General features: G+C 65.4%; 18 protein-coding genes. 11 read left to right on the top strand and 7 right to left on the bottom strand.

Annotation, left to right across the window (positions count from 1 at the left end; translation table 11 throughout):
* The first annotated feature begins 15 nt into the window (after window positions 1-15).
* The gene (locus C7G42_RS01525; RefSeq protein ID WP_106947347.1) at window positions 16-813 is read left to right on the top strand and encodes an acyl-CoA thioesterase domain-containing protein; all 798 of its coding nucleotides are present in this window, start codon (window positions 16-18) and stop codon (window positions 811-813) included.
* Window positions 814-944: 131 nt separating this feature from the next.
* On the opposite strand, the gene C7G42_RS01520 is transcribed toward C7G42_RS01525, so the two are convergent.
* Window positions 945-1,412, bottom strand: coding sequence for a nuclear transport factor 2 family protein (locus C7G42_RS01520; RefSeq protein ID WP_199580594.1), 468 nt, complete (start codon window positions 1,410-1,412; stop codon window positions 945-947).
* 144 nt (window positions 1,413-1,556) lie between these two features.
* Complete coding sequence (locus tag C7G42_RS01515) at window positions 1,557-2,345, bottom strand: alpha/beta hydrolase (RefSeq protein ID WP_106947346.1); 789 nt, start codon at window positions 2,343-2,345, stop codon at window positions 1,557-1,559.
* Between the two features lie 246 nt (window positions 2,346-2,591).
* Here C7G42_RS01515 and infC point away from each other — a divergent pair, with 246 nt between their 5' ends.
* Window positions 2,592-3,131, top strand: coding sequence for a translation initiation factor IF-3 (gene infC, locus C7G42_RS01510; RefSeq protein WP_094977003.1), 540 nt, complete (start codon window positions 2,592-2,594; stop codon window positions 3,129-3,131).
* A gap of 63 nt (window positions 3,132-3,194) precedes the next feature.
* On the opposite strand, the gene C7G42_RS01505 is transcribed toward infC, so the two are convergent.
* Entirely contained in the window at window positions 3,195-3,599 is a 405-nt protein-coding gene (locus tag C7G42_RS01505) for a hypothetical protein (protein ID WP_106947345.1), read from the bottom strand.
* 272 nt (window positions 3,600-3,871) lie between these two features.
* On the opposite strand from C7G42_RS01505, the gene rpmI reads away from it, so the two are divergent.
* The 5 genes from rpmI (at window position 3,872) to C7G42_RS01480 (ending at window position 8,981) form a co-directional block, all read left to right on the top strand.
* Window positions 3,872-4,072: a 50S ribosomal protein L35 gene (gene rpmI / locus C7G42_RS01500; RefSeq protein ID WP_008143958.1), complete on the top strand. Its 201-nt coding sequence runs from the start codon at window positions 3,872-3,874 to the stop codon at window positions 4,070-4,072.
* 80 nt (window positions 4,073-4,152) lie between these two features.
* Window positions 4,153-4,512 (top strand): 50S ribosomal protein L20, encoded by a 360-nt coding sequence (gene rplT / locus C7G42_RS01495; RefSeq protein ID WP_106947344.1) that lies wholly within the window; start codon window positions 4,153-4,155, stop codon window positions 4,510-4,512.
* Between the two features lie 214 nt (window positions 4,513-4,726).
* Window positions 4,727-5,809 (top strand): phenylalanine--tRNA ligase subunit alpha, encoded by a 1,083-nt coding sequence (gene pheS, locus C7G42_RS01490; protein ID WP_106947343.1) that lies wholly within the window; start codon window positions 4,727-4,729, stop codon window positions 5,807-5,809.
* Complete coding sequence (gene pheT, locus C7G42_RS01485; RefSeq protein WP_106947342.1) at window positions 5,806-8,214, top strand: phenylalanine--tRNA ligase subunit beta; 2,409 nt, start codon at window positions 5,806-5,808, stop codon at window positions 8,212-8,214. The genes pheS and pheT overlap by 4 nt, the downstream gene beginning before the upstream one ends.
* Complete coding sequence (locus C7G42_RS01480) at window positions 8,211-8,981, top strand: sulfite exporter TauE/SafE family protein (protein ID WP_106947341.1); 771 nt, start codon at window positions 8,211-8,213, stop codon at window positions 8,979-8,981. The genes pheT and C7G42_RS01480 overlap by 4 nt, the downstream gene beginning before the upstream one ends.
* 8 nt (window positions 8,982-8,989) lie before the next feature.
* Here the strand turns inward: C7G42_RS01480 and C7G42_RS01475 are convergent, their stop codons facing one another.
* Window positions 8,990-10,378, bottom strand: coding sequence for a flavin monoamine oxidase family protein (locus C7G42_RS01475; protein WP_106947340.1), 1,389 nt, complete (start codon window positions 10,376-10,378; stop codon window positions 8,990-8,992).
* A gap of 194 nt (window positions 10,379-10,572) precedes the next feature.
* Here C7G42_RS01475 and C7G42_RS01470 point away from each other — a divergent pair, with 194 nt between their 5' ends.
* On the top strand, window positions 10,573-11,538 hold the full coding sequence (locus C7G42_RS01470) for a YiiX/YebB-like N1pC/P60 family cysteine hydrolase (RefSeq protein ID WP_106947339.1): 966 nt from the start codon (window positions 10,573-10,575) through the stop codon (window positions 11,536-11,538).
* Between the two features lie 148 nt (window positions 11,539-11,686).
* Here the strand turns inward: C7G42_RS01470 and C7G42_RS01465 are convergent, their stop codons facing one another.
* Window positions 11,687-11,962, bottom strand: a complete 276-nt coding sequence (locus tag C7G42_RS01465) for a metal-sensitive transcriptional regulator (protein ID WP_106947338.1) — start codon at window positions 11,960-11,962, stop codon at window positions 11,687-11,689.
* Window positions 11,963-12,023: 61 nt separating this feature from the next.
* Between C7G42_RS01465 and C7G42_RS01460 the strand changes: the two genes are divergently transcribed.
* From C7G42_RS01460 to C7G42_RS01450, 3 genes are all read left to right on the top strand, one after another.
* Complete coding sequence (locus C7G42_RS01460; RefSeq protein ID WP_106947337.1) at window positions 12,024-14,474, top strand: heavy metal translocating P-type ATPase; 2,451 nt, start codon at window positions 12,024-12,026, stop codon at window positions 14,472-14,474.
* A 137-nt stretch (window positions 14,475-14,611) separates the two neighbouring features.
* The gene (gene nikR, locus C7G42_RS01455; RefSeq protein WP_094976030.1) at window positions 14,612-15,058 is read left to right on the top strand and encodes a nickel-responsive transcriptional regulator NikR; all 447 of its coding nucleotides are present in this window, start codon (window positions 14,612-14,614) and stop codon (window positions 15,056-15,058) included.
* Window positions 15,059-15,304: 246 nt separating this feature from the next.
* Window positions 15,305-16,045, top strand: coding sequence for a sulfate transporter family protein (locus tag C7G42_RS01450; RefSeq protein ID WP_106947336.1), 741 nt, complete (start codon window positions 15,305-15,307; stop codon window positions 16,043-16,045).
* 6 nt (window positions 16,046-16,051) lie between these two features.
* On the opposite strand, the gene C7G42_RS01445 is transcribed toward C7G42_RS01450, so the two are convergent.
* A complete protein-coding gene (locus C7G42_RS01445) occupies window positions 16,052-17,680 on the bottom strand; it encodes an MFS transporter (protein WP_106947335.1) in 1,629 nt (542 codons plus the stop codon).
* A complete protein-coding gene (locus C7G42_RS01440; RefSeq protein ID WP_106947334.1) occupies window positions 17,667-18,803 on the bottom strand; it encodes an HlyD family secretion protein in 1,137 nt (378 codons plus the stop codon). The genes C7G42_RS01445 and C7G42_RS01440 overlap by 14 nt, the downstream gene beginning before the upstream one ends.
* Window positions 18,804-18,819 lie beyond the last annotated feature (16 nt).

The following is an 18,819-nucleotide window of genomic DNA, read 5'->3' as shown; positions in this document are numbered from 1 at the left end:
GCAAAGTCGCGCGCCATGACAAACCTGCCTTTCTTCACCCGCGACGGTGACACATTCCATCCGACGGAAGCCGCCAACGGTCCGTGGGATCCGAAATCGCTGCACGGACGCGTCGTCGTCGGGCTGCTCGGCTTCGCCATCGAGGAGCGCCACTCCGGTCCCGAATTGATGCCGGCGCGGCTGACCGTCGACATGTTTCGGCTGCCGACCATCGACAAGCCGATCGAGGTGACGACACGCCTCGTGCGCGACGGGTTGCGCATCCGCGTGGTCGAGGCGGAGTTCGTCTCCGGCGGTGTCAGCATGGCGCGCGCCTCGTGCCAGCTGCTGCGCAAGACGCAGAATCCTGACGGCAATGTCTGGTCGCCGCCAAACTGGGACGTGCCGAAGCCGGCCGACATTCCAAGACCCACCGATCCCAGGCTCGGCATGAACGGCAAATGGACGACGCGCCCCATTGTCGGTCACATGGGCTCGCTCGGTCCGCGAAAGCTCTGGATGAGCGAGGTGCGCGAGCTCGTCGCGGGCGTGCCGATGACGCCGTTCGTCCACGTCGCCACCGGCGCCGATTTCGCCAGCCCGTTTGCCAATGCCGGCGACAACGGGCTCGGCTACATCAACAGTGACGTGACGATCTATCTGCACCGCCTGCCGGTGACGAACTGGATCGGATTCGAGGTGGTGAACCACCACGCCACCGACGGCGTCGCTATCGGCGAATGCTGGCTCTATGACGAACAGGGCCCGATCGGCACCGCGACAGTTGCTGCGCTGGCGCAGCGCAAGCCGATGGCCAATCCGTCGAAGCGATAGGAACGCTCCCCTCGTCATTCCGGGGCGCGACGAAGTCGCGAGCCCGGAATCCATCGAGCGGCAGAGTTTGCTGATGAATGGATTCCGGGTTCGCGCCAAGTGGCGCGCCCCGGAATGACGAGAGGAGAGACCTACGCCAGATGCCGCTGCATCTCCGGCCGCGCCTTCAGCTCGGCGCCCTGCTTGGCGACGATCTTCGCAATTCTTTCAGGCGCGAACTTCAGGTCGACGAACGCCGGCGCGGTATTGGCGACCTCGTGATAGCTCACGATCCTGCCCTCACGCAGCGTCATGATCGCAACGCCCTCGAACATCGCCCGCGCGCCGCCAGCTTCCAGCAGGGTCGAACGATAGCTGAAGGTGTAGCGCGCATAGAGCGTGGTGCCGTCGGTGACGGGATCGTGCATGTCCCAGCGGAAATCGGTCGCCGTGCGATAGAACCAGTCGTCGACCATCGCCGCGATTCTGGCGCGGCCCGCAAAGGCTCCGTAGAACACGTCGTGATAGACGCCGTCCTCGGTAAACAGCTCGGCGAATGCTTTGCCGTTGCGCTGCTCGACAGCGTCGCAGAAGGCACGCAGCATGGCGGTGGTGGTCATCGGCGTTTCCCCTATTTCATTTTCCGTCATGCCCTGCGAGGGCGCATCCAGTACGCCGCGGCCTTTCGGTTCAATCAAGACCGCTGGTGGAATACTGGATCGCCCGATCAAGTCGGGCGATGACAGCTGCTGTTAGAAGACACTTCACCCGATCTCGGCGACCGCGGCAAGAATGCGGGCGATGTCCTGCGGGCGGGAAAGGCGGTGGTCGCCGTCCTGGATCATGGTCAGCACGACGTCGTCGGCCGGCAGGCGATGCGTCAGCGCGAACGCGTGCTGCCAGGGCACATCAGGATCCTTCGCGCCCTGCAGGATGCGGACCGGGCAGCCGAGATCGATGGCGCTGCCGAGCACGAGATGGTTGCGGCCCTCCTCGATCAGGTTCCGCGTGATCGGATAGGGCGAGCCGTCGCCATACTCTGACGGACGCATCCAGACACCTTTGGCCTCGATCTCCTGCTTCACCGCGGCGGGAAAATTCTTCCACATCAGCTCTTCCGTGAAATCAGGCGCAGGCGCGATCAGCACGAGCCCGGCAAGCGAGGCCGCGCCGGAACGCTTCTTGATTTCCCGCGCGAGCAGCAGCGCCATCCAGCCGCCCATGGAAGAGCCGATCAGGACCTGCGGCCCGTCGCAGAAGCGTTCGAACACCGCCACGCACTCCTCCAGCCAGCGTCCGATGGTTCCGTCGGCGAAATCGCCGCCGGATTCGCCATGACCGGAATAGTCGAGCCGGACCATGGCGCGGCCGTGATCCCGAGCCCAAGCGTCCAATGCCAGGGCCTTGCTGCCCTGCATGTCCGATTTGAATCCGCCGAGCCAGACCAGCCCGGGCCCCTGCCCGCGCCGGCTGCGCACCGCGATGCTGCGTGCTGACGGGCCCTCGCCCACATCGATGAAGTCGAGCACGGCTTCGGCAATTGCATGGGTCATGGAACGTTTACCCTGGCTGCGCGGTTTGGCCTGTCGGGTCGTATTCCGCAGCGCCGGAGACCGGCATTGTCCCTTTGGGACGCTTGCGGAACGGAAGCAAGGTGTCTATGTCGGTCAGCGTGCCCAGGCGTGACCGAAATGCCTCGCATTTGAGGGTTTTTCGTTTCTCGCACGAGCGAATTGCTTGCCGGCAAACACATCTTCCTGCAAAATAGCCGCCTCTTTCACAACTTTGGAGAACAACCCATTCGCCGTCCCAATAAAGCCCCGCCCGTTGCCAGCAAAGACGGGCCGCGCATCAATGATGATATCCGCAATGCGCAGATCCAGCTGATCGATCAGGCGGGTGACAACAAAGGCACCGTCGAGACCGTTGCGGCTATCCGCATGGCCCAGGAAGCCGGCATGGATCTGGTCGAGATCTCGCCGAACGTCAGCCCTCCCGTCTGCAAGATCATGGACTACGGGAAATATAAGTATTCCGCCCAGAAGAAAGCCGCCGAAGCCCGCAAGCGGCAGAAGATCGTCGAGATCAAGGAGATCAAGCTCCGCCCGATGATCGACGACCACGATTACGAAGTTAAGATGCGCGCGATGCAGCGATTCTTCGAAGAGGGTGACAAGGTCAAGATCACCCTGCGTTATCGTGGCCGCGAAATGGCGCACCAGGAGATCGGCACCAAGCTTCTGGACAAGATCAAGACCGACGTCGCCGAGCTCGCCAAGGTCGAGCAGGACGCCAGGTTCGAGGGCCGTCAGGTCGTCATGGTGCTGGCGCCGCGCTGACGCCGGCTTTTTAAGATAGAGATTTCAACGGCCCGTCCGGATGATCCGGCGGGCCGTTTTTGTTCAGGTCCTCGTCGCCTGCCAGGTGCCGCTGCACTGGTCGCCGGAAATGATGCCCTTCCACGAGCCGGTGCCATTCACGCCGGCGAGCCGGCCGCCGCCGCTGGCATGGGAGGCCCCGACCGAGACATGGACCGCCACTGCACCGCCGCGCTTGACCGTGCCGGAGACCCGGCCGCCGCCCGCGGAGGAGACACGGCTGCCCGTCACCGTGAAGGGGACGCTATAGCCGGAGCTGCAATTGCCCCGGGTGGTGGCGAAGGTGACATTCCAGATGCCGTCATAACCGCCGGCGCGGGCATCGGCGGTGGATGGCAGTGCGGCTGTGGCAAGTATGGCAAGCAGCGCCAGACGGCGCGGGCGGGCGAAATCAGTCAAAAAGAAAGGCGTTTGGGACAAATGGGCCATCTTGGTCCTGCTCCGGGCGACACTGCTTGGACATATGTGTGTACCAGCACCGAATAGTCGGCCGGTAGGTTCCGCCGGTTCATCGTTGCCAATTCGCCCGTTCTCTGTCATAAGCCCGGCCTTCATCGCCCGGCTGATTAAGGGCTGCCGTGGCGGTGTCCGTGCGGGTTTCGCGCTTGTTCGCAAAACTTGAGCACAATCAACGCTCTAACGAGCATTTTTGACGGCCAGCCGCCTTCGCGGGCGGATCCCTGCGCCATTAGGAGAGCCAAATGCCCAAGCTGAAGACCAAGTCGGGCGCTAAAAAGCGCTTCAAGGTGACTGCCACCGGCAAAGTGATGTTCGCCCATCGCGGCAAGCGTCACGGCATGATCAAGCGGACGAAGAAGCAGATCCGTCAGCTGCGCGGCACCGCGGTGCTGTTCAAGACCGACGGCGACAACGTCAAGAAGTACTTCTTGCCGAACGCCTGATCGCGTCCACGATCATTGCCAACCGTGCCGCCTTTTGCGCGGCAATCCGATAACCAAAGTCATCTCTGAAGGATTTCGTCATGTCTCGCGTCAAACGCGGTGTGACCGCCCACGCCAAGCACAAGAAAGTCTACAAGGCCGCCAAGGGCTTCTACGGCCGCCGCAAGAACACCATCCGCGCCGCCAAGCCGGCCGTGGAGAAGGCCCAGCAGTACGCGTTCCGTGATCGCAAGCGCAAGAAGCGGACCTTCCGCGCACTGTGGATCCAGCGCATCAACGCTGCCGTGCGTCCGTTCGGCCTGACCTATAGCCGATTTATCGACGGCATGGCCAAGTCCGGGGTCACCGTTGACCGCAAGGTGCTGTCGGATCTCGCGATCAGCGAGCCCGCGGCGTTCCAGGCGATCGCCGAGAAGGCCAAGGCCGCCCTCGCGGCGTAATGCGGCCGGAGCTGTGCTGGCGGCGTGAGCCGTCCTGCACTGTGCTCTGCGTAGCCTTCCTCTTGTGATGGCCCGGGCAGAGGCGCGTTACCGCGCCCGACTGCCCCGGCCTTCATCTCTCGCGCAAACACTTCTCCGACGTGGAAGCCCGGCGTAATGCCGGGTGTGACGGGCTAGGATCATCGGCTCAGCATCCTGGCCAAAAGGGATTGCCATGACCGATCTTGCCCAGCTCCAAGCCCAGATCATCGCCGACATCGCCGCCGCTGCCAACGAGGCCGCGCTCGAAGTCGTGCGTGTCGCAGCCCTCGGCAAGAAGGGCTCGATTTCCGCGCTGCTGGCAACGCTCGGCAAGATGTCGCCGGACGAGCGCAAGACGCAGGGCGCGGCGATCAACCAGGCCAAGGACGAGGTCACCGCGGCGCTCGCTGCACGGCGCGACGTGCTGAAATCGGCGGCGCTCGATGCGCGTCTCGCGTCCGAGACCGTCGACGTCACGCTGCCGCTACGCGATGCGCCGACGGAAGCCGGCCGCATCCATCCGCTGAGCCAGGTCTGGGACGAACTGACCACGATCTTCGCCGACATGGGATTCTCGGTGGCCGAAGGCCCCGACATCGAGACCGACGATTACAACTTCACCAAGCTGAACTTCCCGGAAGGCCATCCGGCGCGCGAGATGCACGACACCTTCTTCTTCCACCCGAAGGAGGACGGCTCGCGCATGCTGCTGCGAACCCACACCTCGCCGGTGCAGGTGCGTACCATGCTGAGCCAGAAGCCGCCGATCCGCGTGATCTGCCCGGGCCGCACCTATCGGATCGATTCGGACGCGACCCACACCCCGCAATTCCACCAGGTCGAAGGCCTCGTCATCGACAAGACCTCGCATCTCGGCCACCTCAAGTGGATCCTGCACGAGTTCTGCAAGGCGTTCTTCGAGGTCGACCACATCAGCATGCGCTTCCGCCCGTCGTTCTTCCCGTTCACCGAGCCGTCGCTGGAGGTCGACATCCAGTGCCGCCGCGACAAGGGCGAGATCCGCTTCGGCGAGGGCGAGGACTGGCTCGAAATTCTCGGCTGCGGCATGGTGCATCCGAACGTGCTGCGCGCCTGCGGCATCGATCCCGACGAGTACCAGGGCTTCGCCTGGGGCATGGGCATCGACCGCATCGCCATGCTGAAATACGGCATCGCCGACCTCCGTCAGCTGTTCGACAGCGACGTCCGCTGGCTGTCCCATTACGGCTTCAAGCCGCTCGAAGTGCCAACGCTTGCCGGAGGGCTTAGCTCGTGAAATTCACCCTCTCCTGGCTGAAGGATCATCTCGCGACCGACGAACCGCTCGACACGCTCGCCGAGAAGCTCACCATGATCGGGCTCGAGGTCGAGAACATCGAGGACAAGGCGAAGGCGCTGAAGCCGTTCACCATTGCGAAGGTCATCTCGGCCGAGCAGCATCCGAATGCTGATCGCCTGCGCGTCTGCATGGTCGATACCGGCAACGGCGCTGCGCCGGTGCAGGTCGTGTGCGGCGCGCCGAATGCGCGCAGCGGTCTCGTCAGCGTGTTCTCGCCGCCCGGCACCTACATTCCCGGCAAGGACATCACGCTTGGTGTGGGCACCATCCGCGGCGTCGAGAGCCGCGGCATGCTGTGTTCGGCGGCCGAGCTGCAGATCTCCAACGACCATGACGGCATCATGGAATTGCCGGCGGACGCGCCGATCGGCGCTGCTTACGCCGAATGGGCCGGCCTCGGCGATCCCGTGGTCGAGATCAATCTGACGCCCAATCGGCAGGACTGCACAGGCGTGCACGGCATCGCGCGCGACCTCGCCGCCGCCGACATGGGAAAATTCAAGGACCCGACCATCAAGCCGATCAAGGGCGAATTCCCTTGTCCCGTGCAGGTCACGGTCGAAGACGCCACGCTGTGTCCGGGATTTGCGATGCGTCTCGTGCGTGGCGTCAAGAACGGCCCGTCGCCGGAATGGCTGCAGAAGCGGCTGACCGCGATCGGGCTGCGCCCAATCAACGCGCTGGTCGACATCACCAACTTCATGACCTACGACCGCGCGCGTCCGCTGCACGTGTTCGACGCCAAGAAGGTCAAGGGCAATCTCGTCGTGCGCCGCGCGCGTGACGGCGAGACGCTGCTCGCGCTCGACGGCCGCACCTACAATCTCGATCCCGCGGTTTGCGTGATCGCGGACGAGCACGGCGTCGAATCGCTCGCCGGCATCATGGGCGGCGAGGCCTCGGGCTGCGATGAAAACACCACCGACGTGCTGATCGAATCGGCGCTGTGGAACGAGATCAACATCGCCCAGACCGGCCGCAAGCTCGGCATCAATTCGGACGCGCGCTACCGCTTCGAGCGCGGCGTCGATCCGGCCTTCATGGTGCCGGGGCTGGAGCTGGCGACCAAGCTCGTCATGGAGATGTGCGGCGGCACGCCGTCCGAGACCGTCGTGGCCGGCAAGGCCTTCGGCGAGGACCGCGTGATCGATTTCCCCGTCACCGAGGTCAAGCGCCTGTCCGGCATCGAGGTGCAGCAGCCGGAGATGAAGCGCATCCTGACGCATCTCGGCTTCATGATGGCGGGCCCCGGCCCGGTGGTGAAGGTCGCGGTGCCCTCGTGGCGCTCCGACGTGCACGGCAAGGCCGACATCGTCGAGGAGATCGTCCGCATCTTTGGCGTCGACAAGGTGCCGATGACGCCGTTCGAGCGGGGCGAGGACGCGCGCAAGCCGGTGCTGACGCCGCTTCAGCAGCGAACCCGGCGCGCCAGGCGCGCGCTCGCAAGCCGCGGCGTCATCGAGGCGGTGACCTGGTCGTTCATTACGAAGTCCGCGGCAAAGCTGTTCGGCGGCGGCCAGCGTGAGCTCGAAGTCGCCAACCCGATCGCGGCGGATCTCTCCGACATGCGCCCGACGCTGCTCGCGGGCCTGATCGCGGCCGCACAAGCCAACGCCAATCGTGGCGTCAGCGATGTCGCACTGTTCGAGGTCGGACAAATTTTCAAGGGCGACCGCCCGCAGGACCAGTTCATCGCCGCAAGCGGCGTGCGTCGCGGCTTTGCCTCCTCGGAAGGTCTGGGGCGGCATTGGTCGGGCTCGGCTCAGGCCGATGTGTTCGACGCCAAGGCCGATGCGCTGGCCGTGCTGGCAGCCGCCGGTGCGCCGATGCAGGCGCTGCAGATCGTCGCAGGTGGACCGGCTTGGCTGCATCCGGGCCGTTCCGGCACGATCCAGATCGGGCCGCAGAACGTGCTCGGCCATTTCGGCGAGGTGCATCCCGGAGCGCTCGAGGCGCTCGGCGCCGATGGTCCGCTTGTCGTGTTCGAGGTGATCCTCGACCGCATCCCCGAGGCGAAGAAGAAGCCGACCCGCGCCAAGCCCGTGATCGAGCTCTCCGCATTCCAGCCTGTCACGCGCGACTTCGCCTTCATCGTCGATCGCGGCGTGAAGGCCGGCGACATCGTGCGGGCCGCGCAGGGCGTCGACAAGAAGCTGATCACCGGCGTGAACGTGTTCGACGTCTACGAAGGCAAGGGCATCGACGACGGCAAGAAGTCGATCGGCATCGCCGTGACGATCCAGCCGCGCGAGAAGACGCTGACCGATCAGGAGATCGAGGCCGTCGCTGCGAAGATCGTGGCCGAGGTCACGAAGAAGACCGGCGGCATGCTGCGGGGATGAATATTGCGGACTTCCTTCCGAAGGACGTCAGCCTCAGCATTGCGATGGCGCTCTGCGCCGTCGCGTTCGTTTCCGGTACTGCGCGCGGCTTCTCCGGCTTCGGCTCCGCGCTGATCTTCATGCCGTTGGCGAGCAGCATCGCCGCGCCGCGGCTCGTCGCCGCCTTGCTTCTCGTGATCGATTTCATCGCGGCCGCACCGCTGCTGCCGGATGCATGGCGGAAGGCGGATCGCAAGGCCACCGCTGTGATCGTGCTGGGCGCGCTGGTCGGCGTTCCCGTCGGCACCTATTTCCTCAGCGTGCTCGAACCCGTCACCACGCGCTGGATCATCTCCTGCTTCGTCGCCGCGCTGCTGCTCCTGCTGCTGTCGGGCTGGCGCTATCGCGGCAAGGACCACGCATGGCTCTCGGTCGGCATCGGCGGCCTGTCGGGCTTCTGCAGCGGCCTTGCGCAGACCGGCGGCCCGCCGATCGTCGGCTATTGGCTCGGCCGCCCGATCGCACCGATCGTCGCGCGCGCCAATATCGTGCTGTTCTTCGGCGCGTCTGATTTCTTCTCGCTGATCAGCTATGCGACCACGGGCCTGATCAGCCGAGAATCGCTCGTGCTCTCGCTGATCGTCGGCCCGGTCTACGCGATCGGAGTCGCGTTCGGCGCCTTGCTGTTCGGCCGCGCGAGCGAGAAAGTGTTTCGTGCGATCTGCTATGCGCTGATCGCGATTGCGGTGATCGCGGGACTGCCGGTGCTGGACGGGGTGCTGCGCTAGATCCCCGCCTATTGTCGCGGCACGCGACGCTTCTTCGTCGACTGCGTCGGCACGTCAGCGGGCTCATCCTTCAGCGCACCGATCTTGCGCAAGGCTGCGTCCGCGGCGCGCTCACCGCTTTCCCAGGCGCCGTGGACGGTGCCCCACAGCGTCTCGTGCGTGGCCTCGCCCGCGAGGAACACATTGCCGATCGGCTCGCTCAGGATTTTTCGCGACAGCTGGCCGCCAGGCGCGGCTGCCGACATCGCGCCCATGACGTAGGGCGAGGCATTCCAGCGGGTCGCGCTGGTCTTCCCGATGGCAGCCGCGGCCTCGCTGCCGAACAGTTTTGTGATCCATTCCCTGGCGAACGCGGCCATCGCCTTCTCGCCCAGCTCGGAGAGATCGCGGCCGAATGAGCCGCCGACGTCGATCGAACACAGCGAGGAGCCGCCCATATTGGCGAACATGAGTGCCGTGCGTGTCGAATTGCTCTGCTCGATCAGGATATCGTCGCGCGACAGGCCGAGCGGATTGCCCGGCAATTGCAGCACGATGCGATCGTAGCTGCCGAGGCCGAGCTTCGAGGCCGCGTCTAGCGTGCGTTTGGGGATGTCGGGCGTGAACTTGATCGCGCCCGATGTCAGCACGTTGGTCGAGACCGTGACGATGACGGCGCGCGCGGCGATCTTCCCCGCTGGCGTCTCCACGCTGACGTCGCGATTGCTCCAGCTGATACGGCTCGCCGGCGTCGACAGTGCCACGGGCGCCTGCTCGCCCAGCTTGGTGATCAACGTGCCCAGGCCCTGACGGCAGGCGATCGCCGCGTTGCGGTCTTGCGCGCGCCCCTTGTCGATCGCGGACAGTTCCTTCAGGTCCTTGCCGGCAAAGCCCGCGCCCAGCAGGAACTCGGCCGCGCCCGCCCAGTCGCCGAGATCCTTCGGCAGCACGGACGCGCAGGAAGTATCCAGCTTGGCCCGCGAGGCCTCGTCGATGGCGCGGTTGGCGCGCACCAGCGCCGCCAGGAATTGCTCGGTCTCGCCCGCGCGGGCATTGCGGCGGCCGATGCGCATCTTCTGGCCCGTTGGCGCCGGCAGCACGTCCAGCCCGACGCTACGCGCCAGCCGGATCATCGGATTGGTGTCGGGATTGTGCATCCAGCGCGCACCGCGGTCGAACGGCACATCGAAGGTCGTGCTGTCGGTGATACAGCGGCCGCCGATCTGCGATGCCGCTTCCATCACGACGACCTTGCGGCCCGTCGCCACGATGCGCCGCGCCGCGGCGATACCCGCAGCCCCCGCGCCGATCACGACGATGTCGGCCTCACGCGGCAGGGGCGCGGCGGTTGCGCGCAGGACCGGCATTGCGGCAAGGCCCGCCGACGCGACAAGGAAACCGCGGCGCGTGATTGTCATGTCATGGTTTCCGAGGACTTGCGGCGAACGGGAACAGTCAGCGAACCTTGCCGCATCTGATGTTGCACGGCAACCATCATGGTGAATCAATCGTGCTTGATGTCACGGAACGATGAACCGAATTGCAACAGGTTTAGACCATGATAGAGAAGGGAAAAAAGACGGCCGCAAAAGGCCGTGGGGGGAGTTGGAAAATGGGGACGGTCCTGGATTCAGTCGGCAAGCTGATTGCCGCGTACCTCTCCAAGGAGGTGCCGGGCTACGAGCCGTTCACGCCGAGCGACCCGGAGCACCTGCGCGGCGTCATCGAACCAGGCGACGTGCTGCTGGTCGAGGGCAACAACCGCATCTCCGGCATCATCAAATATCTCACACAGTCGACCTGGTCGCATGCAGCGCTTTATGTCGGCCCGGTCGAGGGCGCCGAAGAGCCCGACGGCGAACCTCACGTGCTGATCGAAGCCAATATCGGTGAAGGCGTCACCTCGGCACCGCTGTCGAAATATTTCCCCTATCATACCCGGGTCTGCCGCCCGGTCGGGCTGTCCTACGAGGACCGAACCACGGTGTGCCGCTATGCAATCAACCGCATCGGCTTCGGCTACGACACCAAGAACATCGTCGACCTCATGCGCTTCCTGTTCCCGCTGCCGGTGCCGCAGCGCTGGCGGCGACGCATGATCGCGATCGGCTCGGGCGATCCGACCAAGATCATCTGCTCGGCGCTGATCGCGCAGGCGTTCGACGCGGTGCGCTATCCGATCCTGCCGAAGATCACCAAGGCCGGCAGCCGCGCCGCCCGCCGCGAGATCCTGCACATTCGCGATTCCTCGCTCTACATGCCCCGCGACTTCGACATCTCGCCCTATTTCGAAGTCGTCAAACCCACCATCGTGCACGGCTTCGACTACACCGCCTTGCACTGGGCCGACAAGCAGAAGCCGCTCGAGGAGGTAGCCGGCTCATTCGGTGTGTTTCCAGAAACGTTCATGGCGCCGCCGCTCGTTCCTGAAGCGGTTGACGAAGAGGCGCCGGCTGAGATTCCGGCTGAGCAAGTGAGTGTGGGCCTTGCGGAGGCGAGCGCCGCCTTCTCCGAACATTTCGTGCAGCTGAGCGAACTCGCGACGTACCGCGCACTGGCGCGACAAATGGCGGCGTAGTTAGCCGGCTTCATCAACGCCGTCATTGCGAGCGTAGCGAAGCCATCCGGAATCCGTCCGCGGCGGCAGGCTGGATTGCGTCGTCGCATCAGCGCAAAATTGCTACGCAATTTTGTCGCGAGCTCCTCGCAATGACTGACGTAAGGACCTACCGCTCCGCCCGTCCGATCACCGCCATCAGCTCCGCGATCTTCGCTCGTTGGTCGGCCTTGTCGCCGCTCGATATCGCGTGCTCGACGCAATGGGCGACGTGGTCCTTGAGGACCTCCTCCTCGACCCGGCGCAGCGCGGCCCGCACCGCCGAGATCTGCGTCACGATGTCGATGCAGTAGCGGTCCTCCTCTACCATTTTCGAGAGGCCGCGAACCTGGCCTTCGATCCGGCCGAGACGTTTTCCGACGGATGTCTTGATGTCCTTGCGCATGAGGTCTATATACCCCTACCGGGTATGGGTTGCAAGACCTGAACACCGCTGGAGCAGGATTATGAACAAGCCGGAACACGGGCAACATCACGACACAACCCCTCACGCCGGATGCGGCTGTTCGAGCAACACCGCGACGCCAGCCGCCAAGCCTGCGGCCTCCTCCTGCTGCGGCGGACATGGCGATCATTCCGGCCACACCCATGATCACGGTGACACCGCGACCAAGGTCGAGGATCCCGTCTGTGGCATGAGCGTCGATCCTGCGACTTCGAAGCATCACCTCACACATCACGGCGAGACCTTCCATTTCTGCTCGGCCGGCTGCCGCACCAAATTCGCCGCTGACCCAGCCAAATATCTCGCCAAGGAGAAGTCGCCCGAACCCGAAATGCCGGCGGGCACGATCTACACTTGCCCAATGCATCCGGAGATCCGTCAGGTCGGACCCGGCAGCTGCCCGATCTGCGGCATGGCGCTGGAGCCGGAGGTGGCGAGCCTCGACACTGGTCCCAACCCGGAGCTCGCCGACATGACGCGGCGGTTCTGGATCGGCGGCGCGCTCGCGTTACCGGCCGTGGTGCTGGAGATGGGCGGTCATCTCGCCGGTCCCCACAACTGGATCGATCCGACCTTGTCGAACTGGATCCAGCTCGCTTTCGCCACCCCCGTGGTGCTGTGGGCCGGCTGGCCGTTCTTCGTTCGCGGCTGGCAATCGCTGCTGACGCGCAACCTTAACATGTTCACGCTGATCGCGATGGGCACGGGGGTTGCCTATGTCTACAGCATCATCGGCACGGTCGCCCCGCAGATCTTTCCTGCCACTTTCCGCGGCCATGAAGGTGCGGTTGCCGTCTATTTCGAGGCGGCTGCGGTCATCACCGTACTTGTGCTGCTCGGCCAGGTGCTGGAGCTGCGCGCCCGCGATGCGACCTCCGGCGCGATCAAGGCACTGTTGCAGCTCGCGCCGAAGACCGCGCGTCGCGTCGGCGCCGATGGCAGCGAGCACGAGGTCGAGATTGACACGCTTCACGCCGGCGACCGCTTGCGCGTCCGCCCCGGCGAGAAGGTGCCGGTCGACGGAACCATCCTGGAGGGCCGCTCCTCGCTCGACGAATCCCTGGTGACGGGCGAATCCATGCCGGTCACCAAGGAGGCGGGCGCCAAGGTCATCGCCGGCACGCTGAACCAATCAGGCGGCTTCATCATGCGAGCCGACAAGGTCGGACGCGAGACGTTGCTGTCGCAGATCGTGCAGATGGTCGCCGATGCGCAGCGCTCGCGCGCACCGATCCAGCGGTTGGCCGATCAGGTCGCGGGCTGGTTCGTCCCGACCGTCATCGCCGTCGCCCTCGCCGCCTTTGCTGCCTGGGTCTGGTTCGGACCAGAGCCGCGGCTGGCCTTCGGCCTGGTCGCTGCCGTCAGCGTGCTGATCATCGCCTGCCCCTGCGCGCTAGGTCTCGCGACCCCGATGTCGATCATGGTCGGAGTCGGCCGCGGCGCGCAAGCCGGCGTGCTGATCAAGAACGCCGAGGCGCTGGAGCGGATGGAGAAGATCGACACGCTGGTGGTCGACAAGACGGGCACGCTGACCGAGGGCAAGCCCAAGGTGGTCGCGATCGTGCCGGCATCCGGCTTCGTCGAAGACGACATCCTCCGGCTGGCGGCCAGCGTGGAGCGCGCCAGCGAGCATCCCTTGGCCGACGCCATCGTGCGCGCGGCCAAGGAGAAGGCGCTTGCCTTCGGCCAGGTCGAGCAATTCGACTCGCCGACCGGCAAGGGCGCCACCGGAAAGGTCGACGGCAAGACCATCGCGCTCGGCAATACCGGATATCTCGCCTCGCTCGGGATCGACACGACGACGCTCCACGCCGAGGCAGAACGGCTGCGCCGGGATGGGGCCACGGTGATCAACATGGCCGTCGATGGCCGGCTCGCCGGCCTGTTCGCGATCGCTGATCCGGTCAAGGCTTCGACCCCGGAGGCGCTGAAGGCGCTCGCGGTCGAAGGCATCAAGGTCATCATGCTGACCGGCGACAACCGGACGACGGCGGAGGCCGTGGCGCGCCGGCTCGGCATCGCCGATGTCGAGGCCGAGGTGCTGCCGGATCAGAAGAGCGCGGTGGTCTCGAGGCTGCAAAAGGCCGGCCGCATCGTCGGGATGGCCGGCGACGGCGTCAACGACGCGCCGGCGCTGGCCGCCGCCGAAGTCGGCATCGCCATGGGCACCGGCACTGACGTGGCGATGGAGAGCGCCGGCATCACACTGCTCAAGGGCGATCTCGTCGGCATCGTCCGCGCGCGAAAGCTGTCGCAGGCGACGATGAGCAACATCCGGCAAAACCTGTTCTTCGCCTTCATCTACAACGCCGCCGGCATCCCGATCGCGGCCGGCATCCTCTATCCCGCCTTCGGCCTGCTGCTCTCGCCGATCGTCGCCGCGGCAGCGATGGCGCTGTCCTCGGTGAGCGTGGTCGGGAATGCGCTGCGGCTGCGGGCCACGCGGCTGTGAGGACGTCGCGGTAGCCCGGATGGAGCGTAAGCGAAATCCGGGCGTCTTGCCCGCATATCGGCATCGTCCCGGATTGCGCTTCGCTCCATCCGGGCTACGGTTCACGGGACACAGTTGAGATGCACCGAGAGGATCTGATGCAGCGAATTACGATCACGATCGAGGACGATCTGCTGGCGGAGATCGACGCGGCGGCGGAGGCGCGCGGCTATCAGAACCGATCCGAGATCATCCGCGATCTCGCCCGCGCCGGCCTGCAGCAGAGCACCGAGGACACCGCGCAGACCGGCCAATGCGTCGCCGGCCTCGTCTATGTCTACGACCACGCCGCGCGCGATCTGTCGAAACGTCTGGTGCAGGAATTCCACGGCCATCACGACCTCGCGCTCGCGACGTTGCACGTCCATCTCGACGACAACAATTGCATGGAGATGACGGCGCTGAAGGGATCGGCGGACGAGGTCAAGCATTTCGCCGACCACATCATCGCCGAACGCGGCGTCCGCTACGGCCGCGTGGTGATGATCCCGACCGGCGAGGGCAAGCCGGCGAAGGCGCGGAAGCACGGGCACCGGCATGGATAGCTGAGGCGTTGCGCGCCCCTTGGGGGTGAGCGGCTCTATCCGCTGACTCCATCACGTAGGGTGGGCAAAGGCGCTCTTGCGCCGTGCCCACGATCTCCATCAATAAGCAACAAAGGCGTGGGCACGCTTGCGCTTTGCCCACCCTACGATACTGCGGTCCGGTTGAAGGAAGTCGGGCCGCCCTCCCTTGCCGAAGCCGCAATCTGTCTCTACCTCTCGCCCGTCATTCACCTCCGAGGGTCCCCCATGCTGGATGCCGCCATCAAGGCGCTGTCGCAAATGATCTCGCCGCCGATGCGCTCGATCCTGTGGCGGTCGATCGGGCTTGCGCTCGTGCTGATCATCGTGCTGGCGATCGGCCTGCAGCGGTTGCTGAGCTGGTTTGCGACCTATGGCGAAGTCTGGCTTGAGGGCCTGCTCGGTCCCGGCTGGCACACGTCGCTCGAGGTCCTGGCCTGGATCGTCTCGATCGCGGCGGGACTTGGCGTCGTGTTCGGGGCCGTGTTTCTGATGCCGGTGATCACCTCACTGGTGGCGAGCCTGTTCGTCGACGACGTCGCCGACATCGTCGAGCGCGAGCACTATCCCGCCGAACGGCCTGGCGTTGCGCTGCCGTTCAGCCAGGCGATCTACGAGGGCGTCAAGACCGCGCTCCTGACCATCTTGGTCTATCTGATCGCGTTGCCGCTGGTGTTGTTCGCAGGCGCAGGCTTCCTGATCTTCTTCCTCGCCACCGCCTGGCTGCTCGGCCGCGAATATTTCGAGCTTGCTGCGATGCGCTTTCGCTCGCCGGAGGAAGCCAAGGCAATGCGGCGCGACAATGCCGCCACCATCTTCACCGCCGGCCTGTTCATCGCCGCCTTCGTCTCGATCCCGATCGTCAATCTGGCGACGCCGATCTTCGCCATGGCCTTCATGGTCCACATGCACAAGCGGCTGTCAGGCCCGCGGCCCGAGCTGATCGAGCCGGCGCGGCAGATGCGGTGACGCGCCCTACGTCACCTGCACGCCGCATTTCCGCAGCACCGTCTTGGCGAAGCCGAACGGGGCCGGCGTGAACGGACCGGGCGGCGCGCGGGTGATCAGCGCGACGACGCCGAGGCCGGCCACCGCGAGCCAGAAGCAAAGCCAGAAGCCGTCGATATAGGCGAGCACATTGGCCTCGCGCTGCACGAAGCCTGCGAGCGTTCCGACCGCCCGGGCCTGCGCCGATCCTGTCCCATGGGCGGAGAATTGATCGGTGAGCTGCTTCAGGACACGGACCACGTCGAGATCGCCGACGCCGAGGTTCTGGCCGAGATAGAAGGAATGGACCTGCTCACGCACGCGCAGCCACGTCCCCATCAGCGCCACGCCGATCTCGGCGCCGCCAAGCCGCATGATCTGGATATAGGCGGCGAACGAGGTAGCCCGGCTCGGGTCGGAGTTCGACAACAGCGTGATGATCAGCGGCAACAAGGTCAGCGCCTGCCCGATCGCCTGCAGCAGCACGATGCCGACAAAGTCTTCGCGCGCCCAGTCATGGGTGAGTTGCGTGCCCCAGAGATTGGCGGCGGCGAAGCAGGCGAATCCCAGGACCACCACGGTTCGCGTATCGAAATGTCGCAGCAGCCAGATCGAGAGCGGCACCAGCACGAACATCGGCAACGCGCCATAGGCGAGCAGGAGCATGCCGCTCTGCTCCGGCCTGAGCTGGGTGATGGTGGCCAGGAAGTTCGGTACCAGCGACGCATTGGACAGGCTGGTCAGCGTGTAGAGCAGGATCAGGACCAGTCCCAAACCGATATTGCGCGAGAACAAGACGTTCACATGCGCCCAGGGCTGCCGCACCAGCGACTCGTTGACGAGAAAGGCCGCGAGCAACGCCGCGCCGCTGGCGAGCAGCGCCATCACCGTGCCCGAACCCAGCCAGTCCAGCCGGTTGCCCTGATCGAGCCCGGCATAGACCATCGCGACCCCTGCGCCGAGCAGCAGCATGCCGCCCCAATCGGCCTCGCGCAGCAGCGCGCGGTTCATGGGCTCGTTCGGTGTGCCGAGATAGACCATCAGGCCCATCAAGGGCGCGATCACCACACCCTGCCAATAGAGCCATTGCCAGCCGAGATGCTCGACATAGAAGCCGACCAGCGAGGTCGAGCTATCCAAGGCGAAGCCGACGCGGATCGCATAGATCGAGATCGCCGGCAGCCACCAGCGGATCGGCAGGTTGCGGAACACGATCATCAGCGTCGCCGGCACGAAGGTGCCGAGCAAAAGGCCGTGCACGACGCTGAGCGCGAGCAGCGTCGGATAGTCGTGCACGAACGGAATGATCAGCGAGATCAGCGCATAGGCCAGGCTCGGAATGCCGAGCACGCGGCGCAGCCCAAACACGGTGGCGAGCCAGGCCACCGCGGGCGCGACGAAGATCTGCGAGCCGATGCCGGCGGTGGAGAGCCAGGCGCCCTCGTCGAACGAGAGCGAGAAGGCGCCGCGCAGGTCGGGCAGGCCGACCGTGGTCAGACGGCTGTCGAAATTGGCGAGGAACGAGCCGAGCAGCACCGCCGCCACGGCGAACAGCGGCTGCGGCGCGACGCCGCCGCGCGAGAGCGGTCCGCGATCGGCGTCGTCATTTTCCGCCATTGCCAGCCTTGGTGTCGATGCGGGTGACCACCGACATGCCCGGCACCAGGCGCGCCGTGAGCTGCTGGCCGTCGTCGAGCCGGATGCGCACGGGGATACGCTGCACCACCTTGGTGAAATTGCCGGTGGCGTTATCAGGCGGCAGCAGCGCCACTTGCGAGCCCGTCGCCGGCGCGATGCGCTCGACCTTGCCGCGCAGCGTCTCGCGCGGAAAACTGTCGACGGTGATCTCGACGGGCTGCCCGGGCGCGACGTGCGTGAGCTGGGTTTCCTTGTAGTTCGCGATCACATAGACCTGCGGCAGCGGCACCACGTTGATGAGGTTGGTGCCGATATTGACGTAGTCGCCGGGCTGAACCTGACGCTCGCCGACGACGCCGTCAAACGGCGCTGTGATCCGGGTATAGCCGAGCTTGAGCTTGGCGCCGGCCAGCGTCGCCTTGGCCGCCGCGACGTCTGCGGCGCGCTGCTTTCGGGTGCCTTGCAGGACCTCGAGCTGATGCTGCTGGGCCGCGATCACGGCGCGGCTCGCGCGCACGTCGGCCTGCGCCTTGGCGTAAGCCGCGACGGCTTGCTCGAACCTTTGCCGCGTGCCGGATTCGGTCTGCGACAGCGATTGCTGGCGCTCCTGCTCCTGCCGTGCCTCGACCTCAATGGCTTCGGCGGAGAGCCGGGCAGCCTGCGCCTGCGCGATTGTCGCATATTGCAGCTCGATCTGGTTGGCCAGATTGTCGAGGGTTGCCTGCGCGGCGGCGACATTGGCGTCGGCCTGTGCGACCTGGGCCTCGTAATCGGCGGGATCGATCTGGATCAGGAGATCGCCGGCCTTGACGCGCTGGAAGTCGGTGACGGCGACGGTCAGAACTTCGCCCGAGACGCGGCTCGACAGCCGCGTCAGGTCGGCGCGCACATAGGCATCATTGGTGGTCTGGATCACGGCATTGCCGACCCATTCGTCGAAGCGCAGCGTCGCAAGCGCGACGAAGCCGAGCGCGACGATCACGGCGAACAGGGGGATCGCGAACCGGCTCCACAGCGAAGCGGCCGGCCGCTGCGTCGGCTTCGCTGACGGGGCGGGCGTTACGGCGACAGCCGCGGGCGGGACTTGTTCCTGTTGACTCACGATATCACCCCAAGAC

The organism is Bradyrhizobium sp. MOS003, assembly GCF_003020125.1.
Classification (GTDB): Bacteria; Pseudomonadota; Alphaproteobacteria; order Rhizobiales; family Xanthobacteraceae; genus Bradyrhizobium.
Note: the sequence above shows the minus strand (reverse complement) of the source record. Positions and strands in the feature narration are given on the sequence as shown.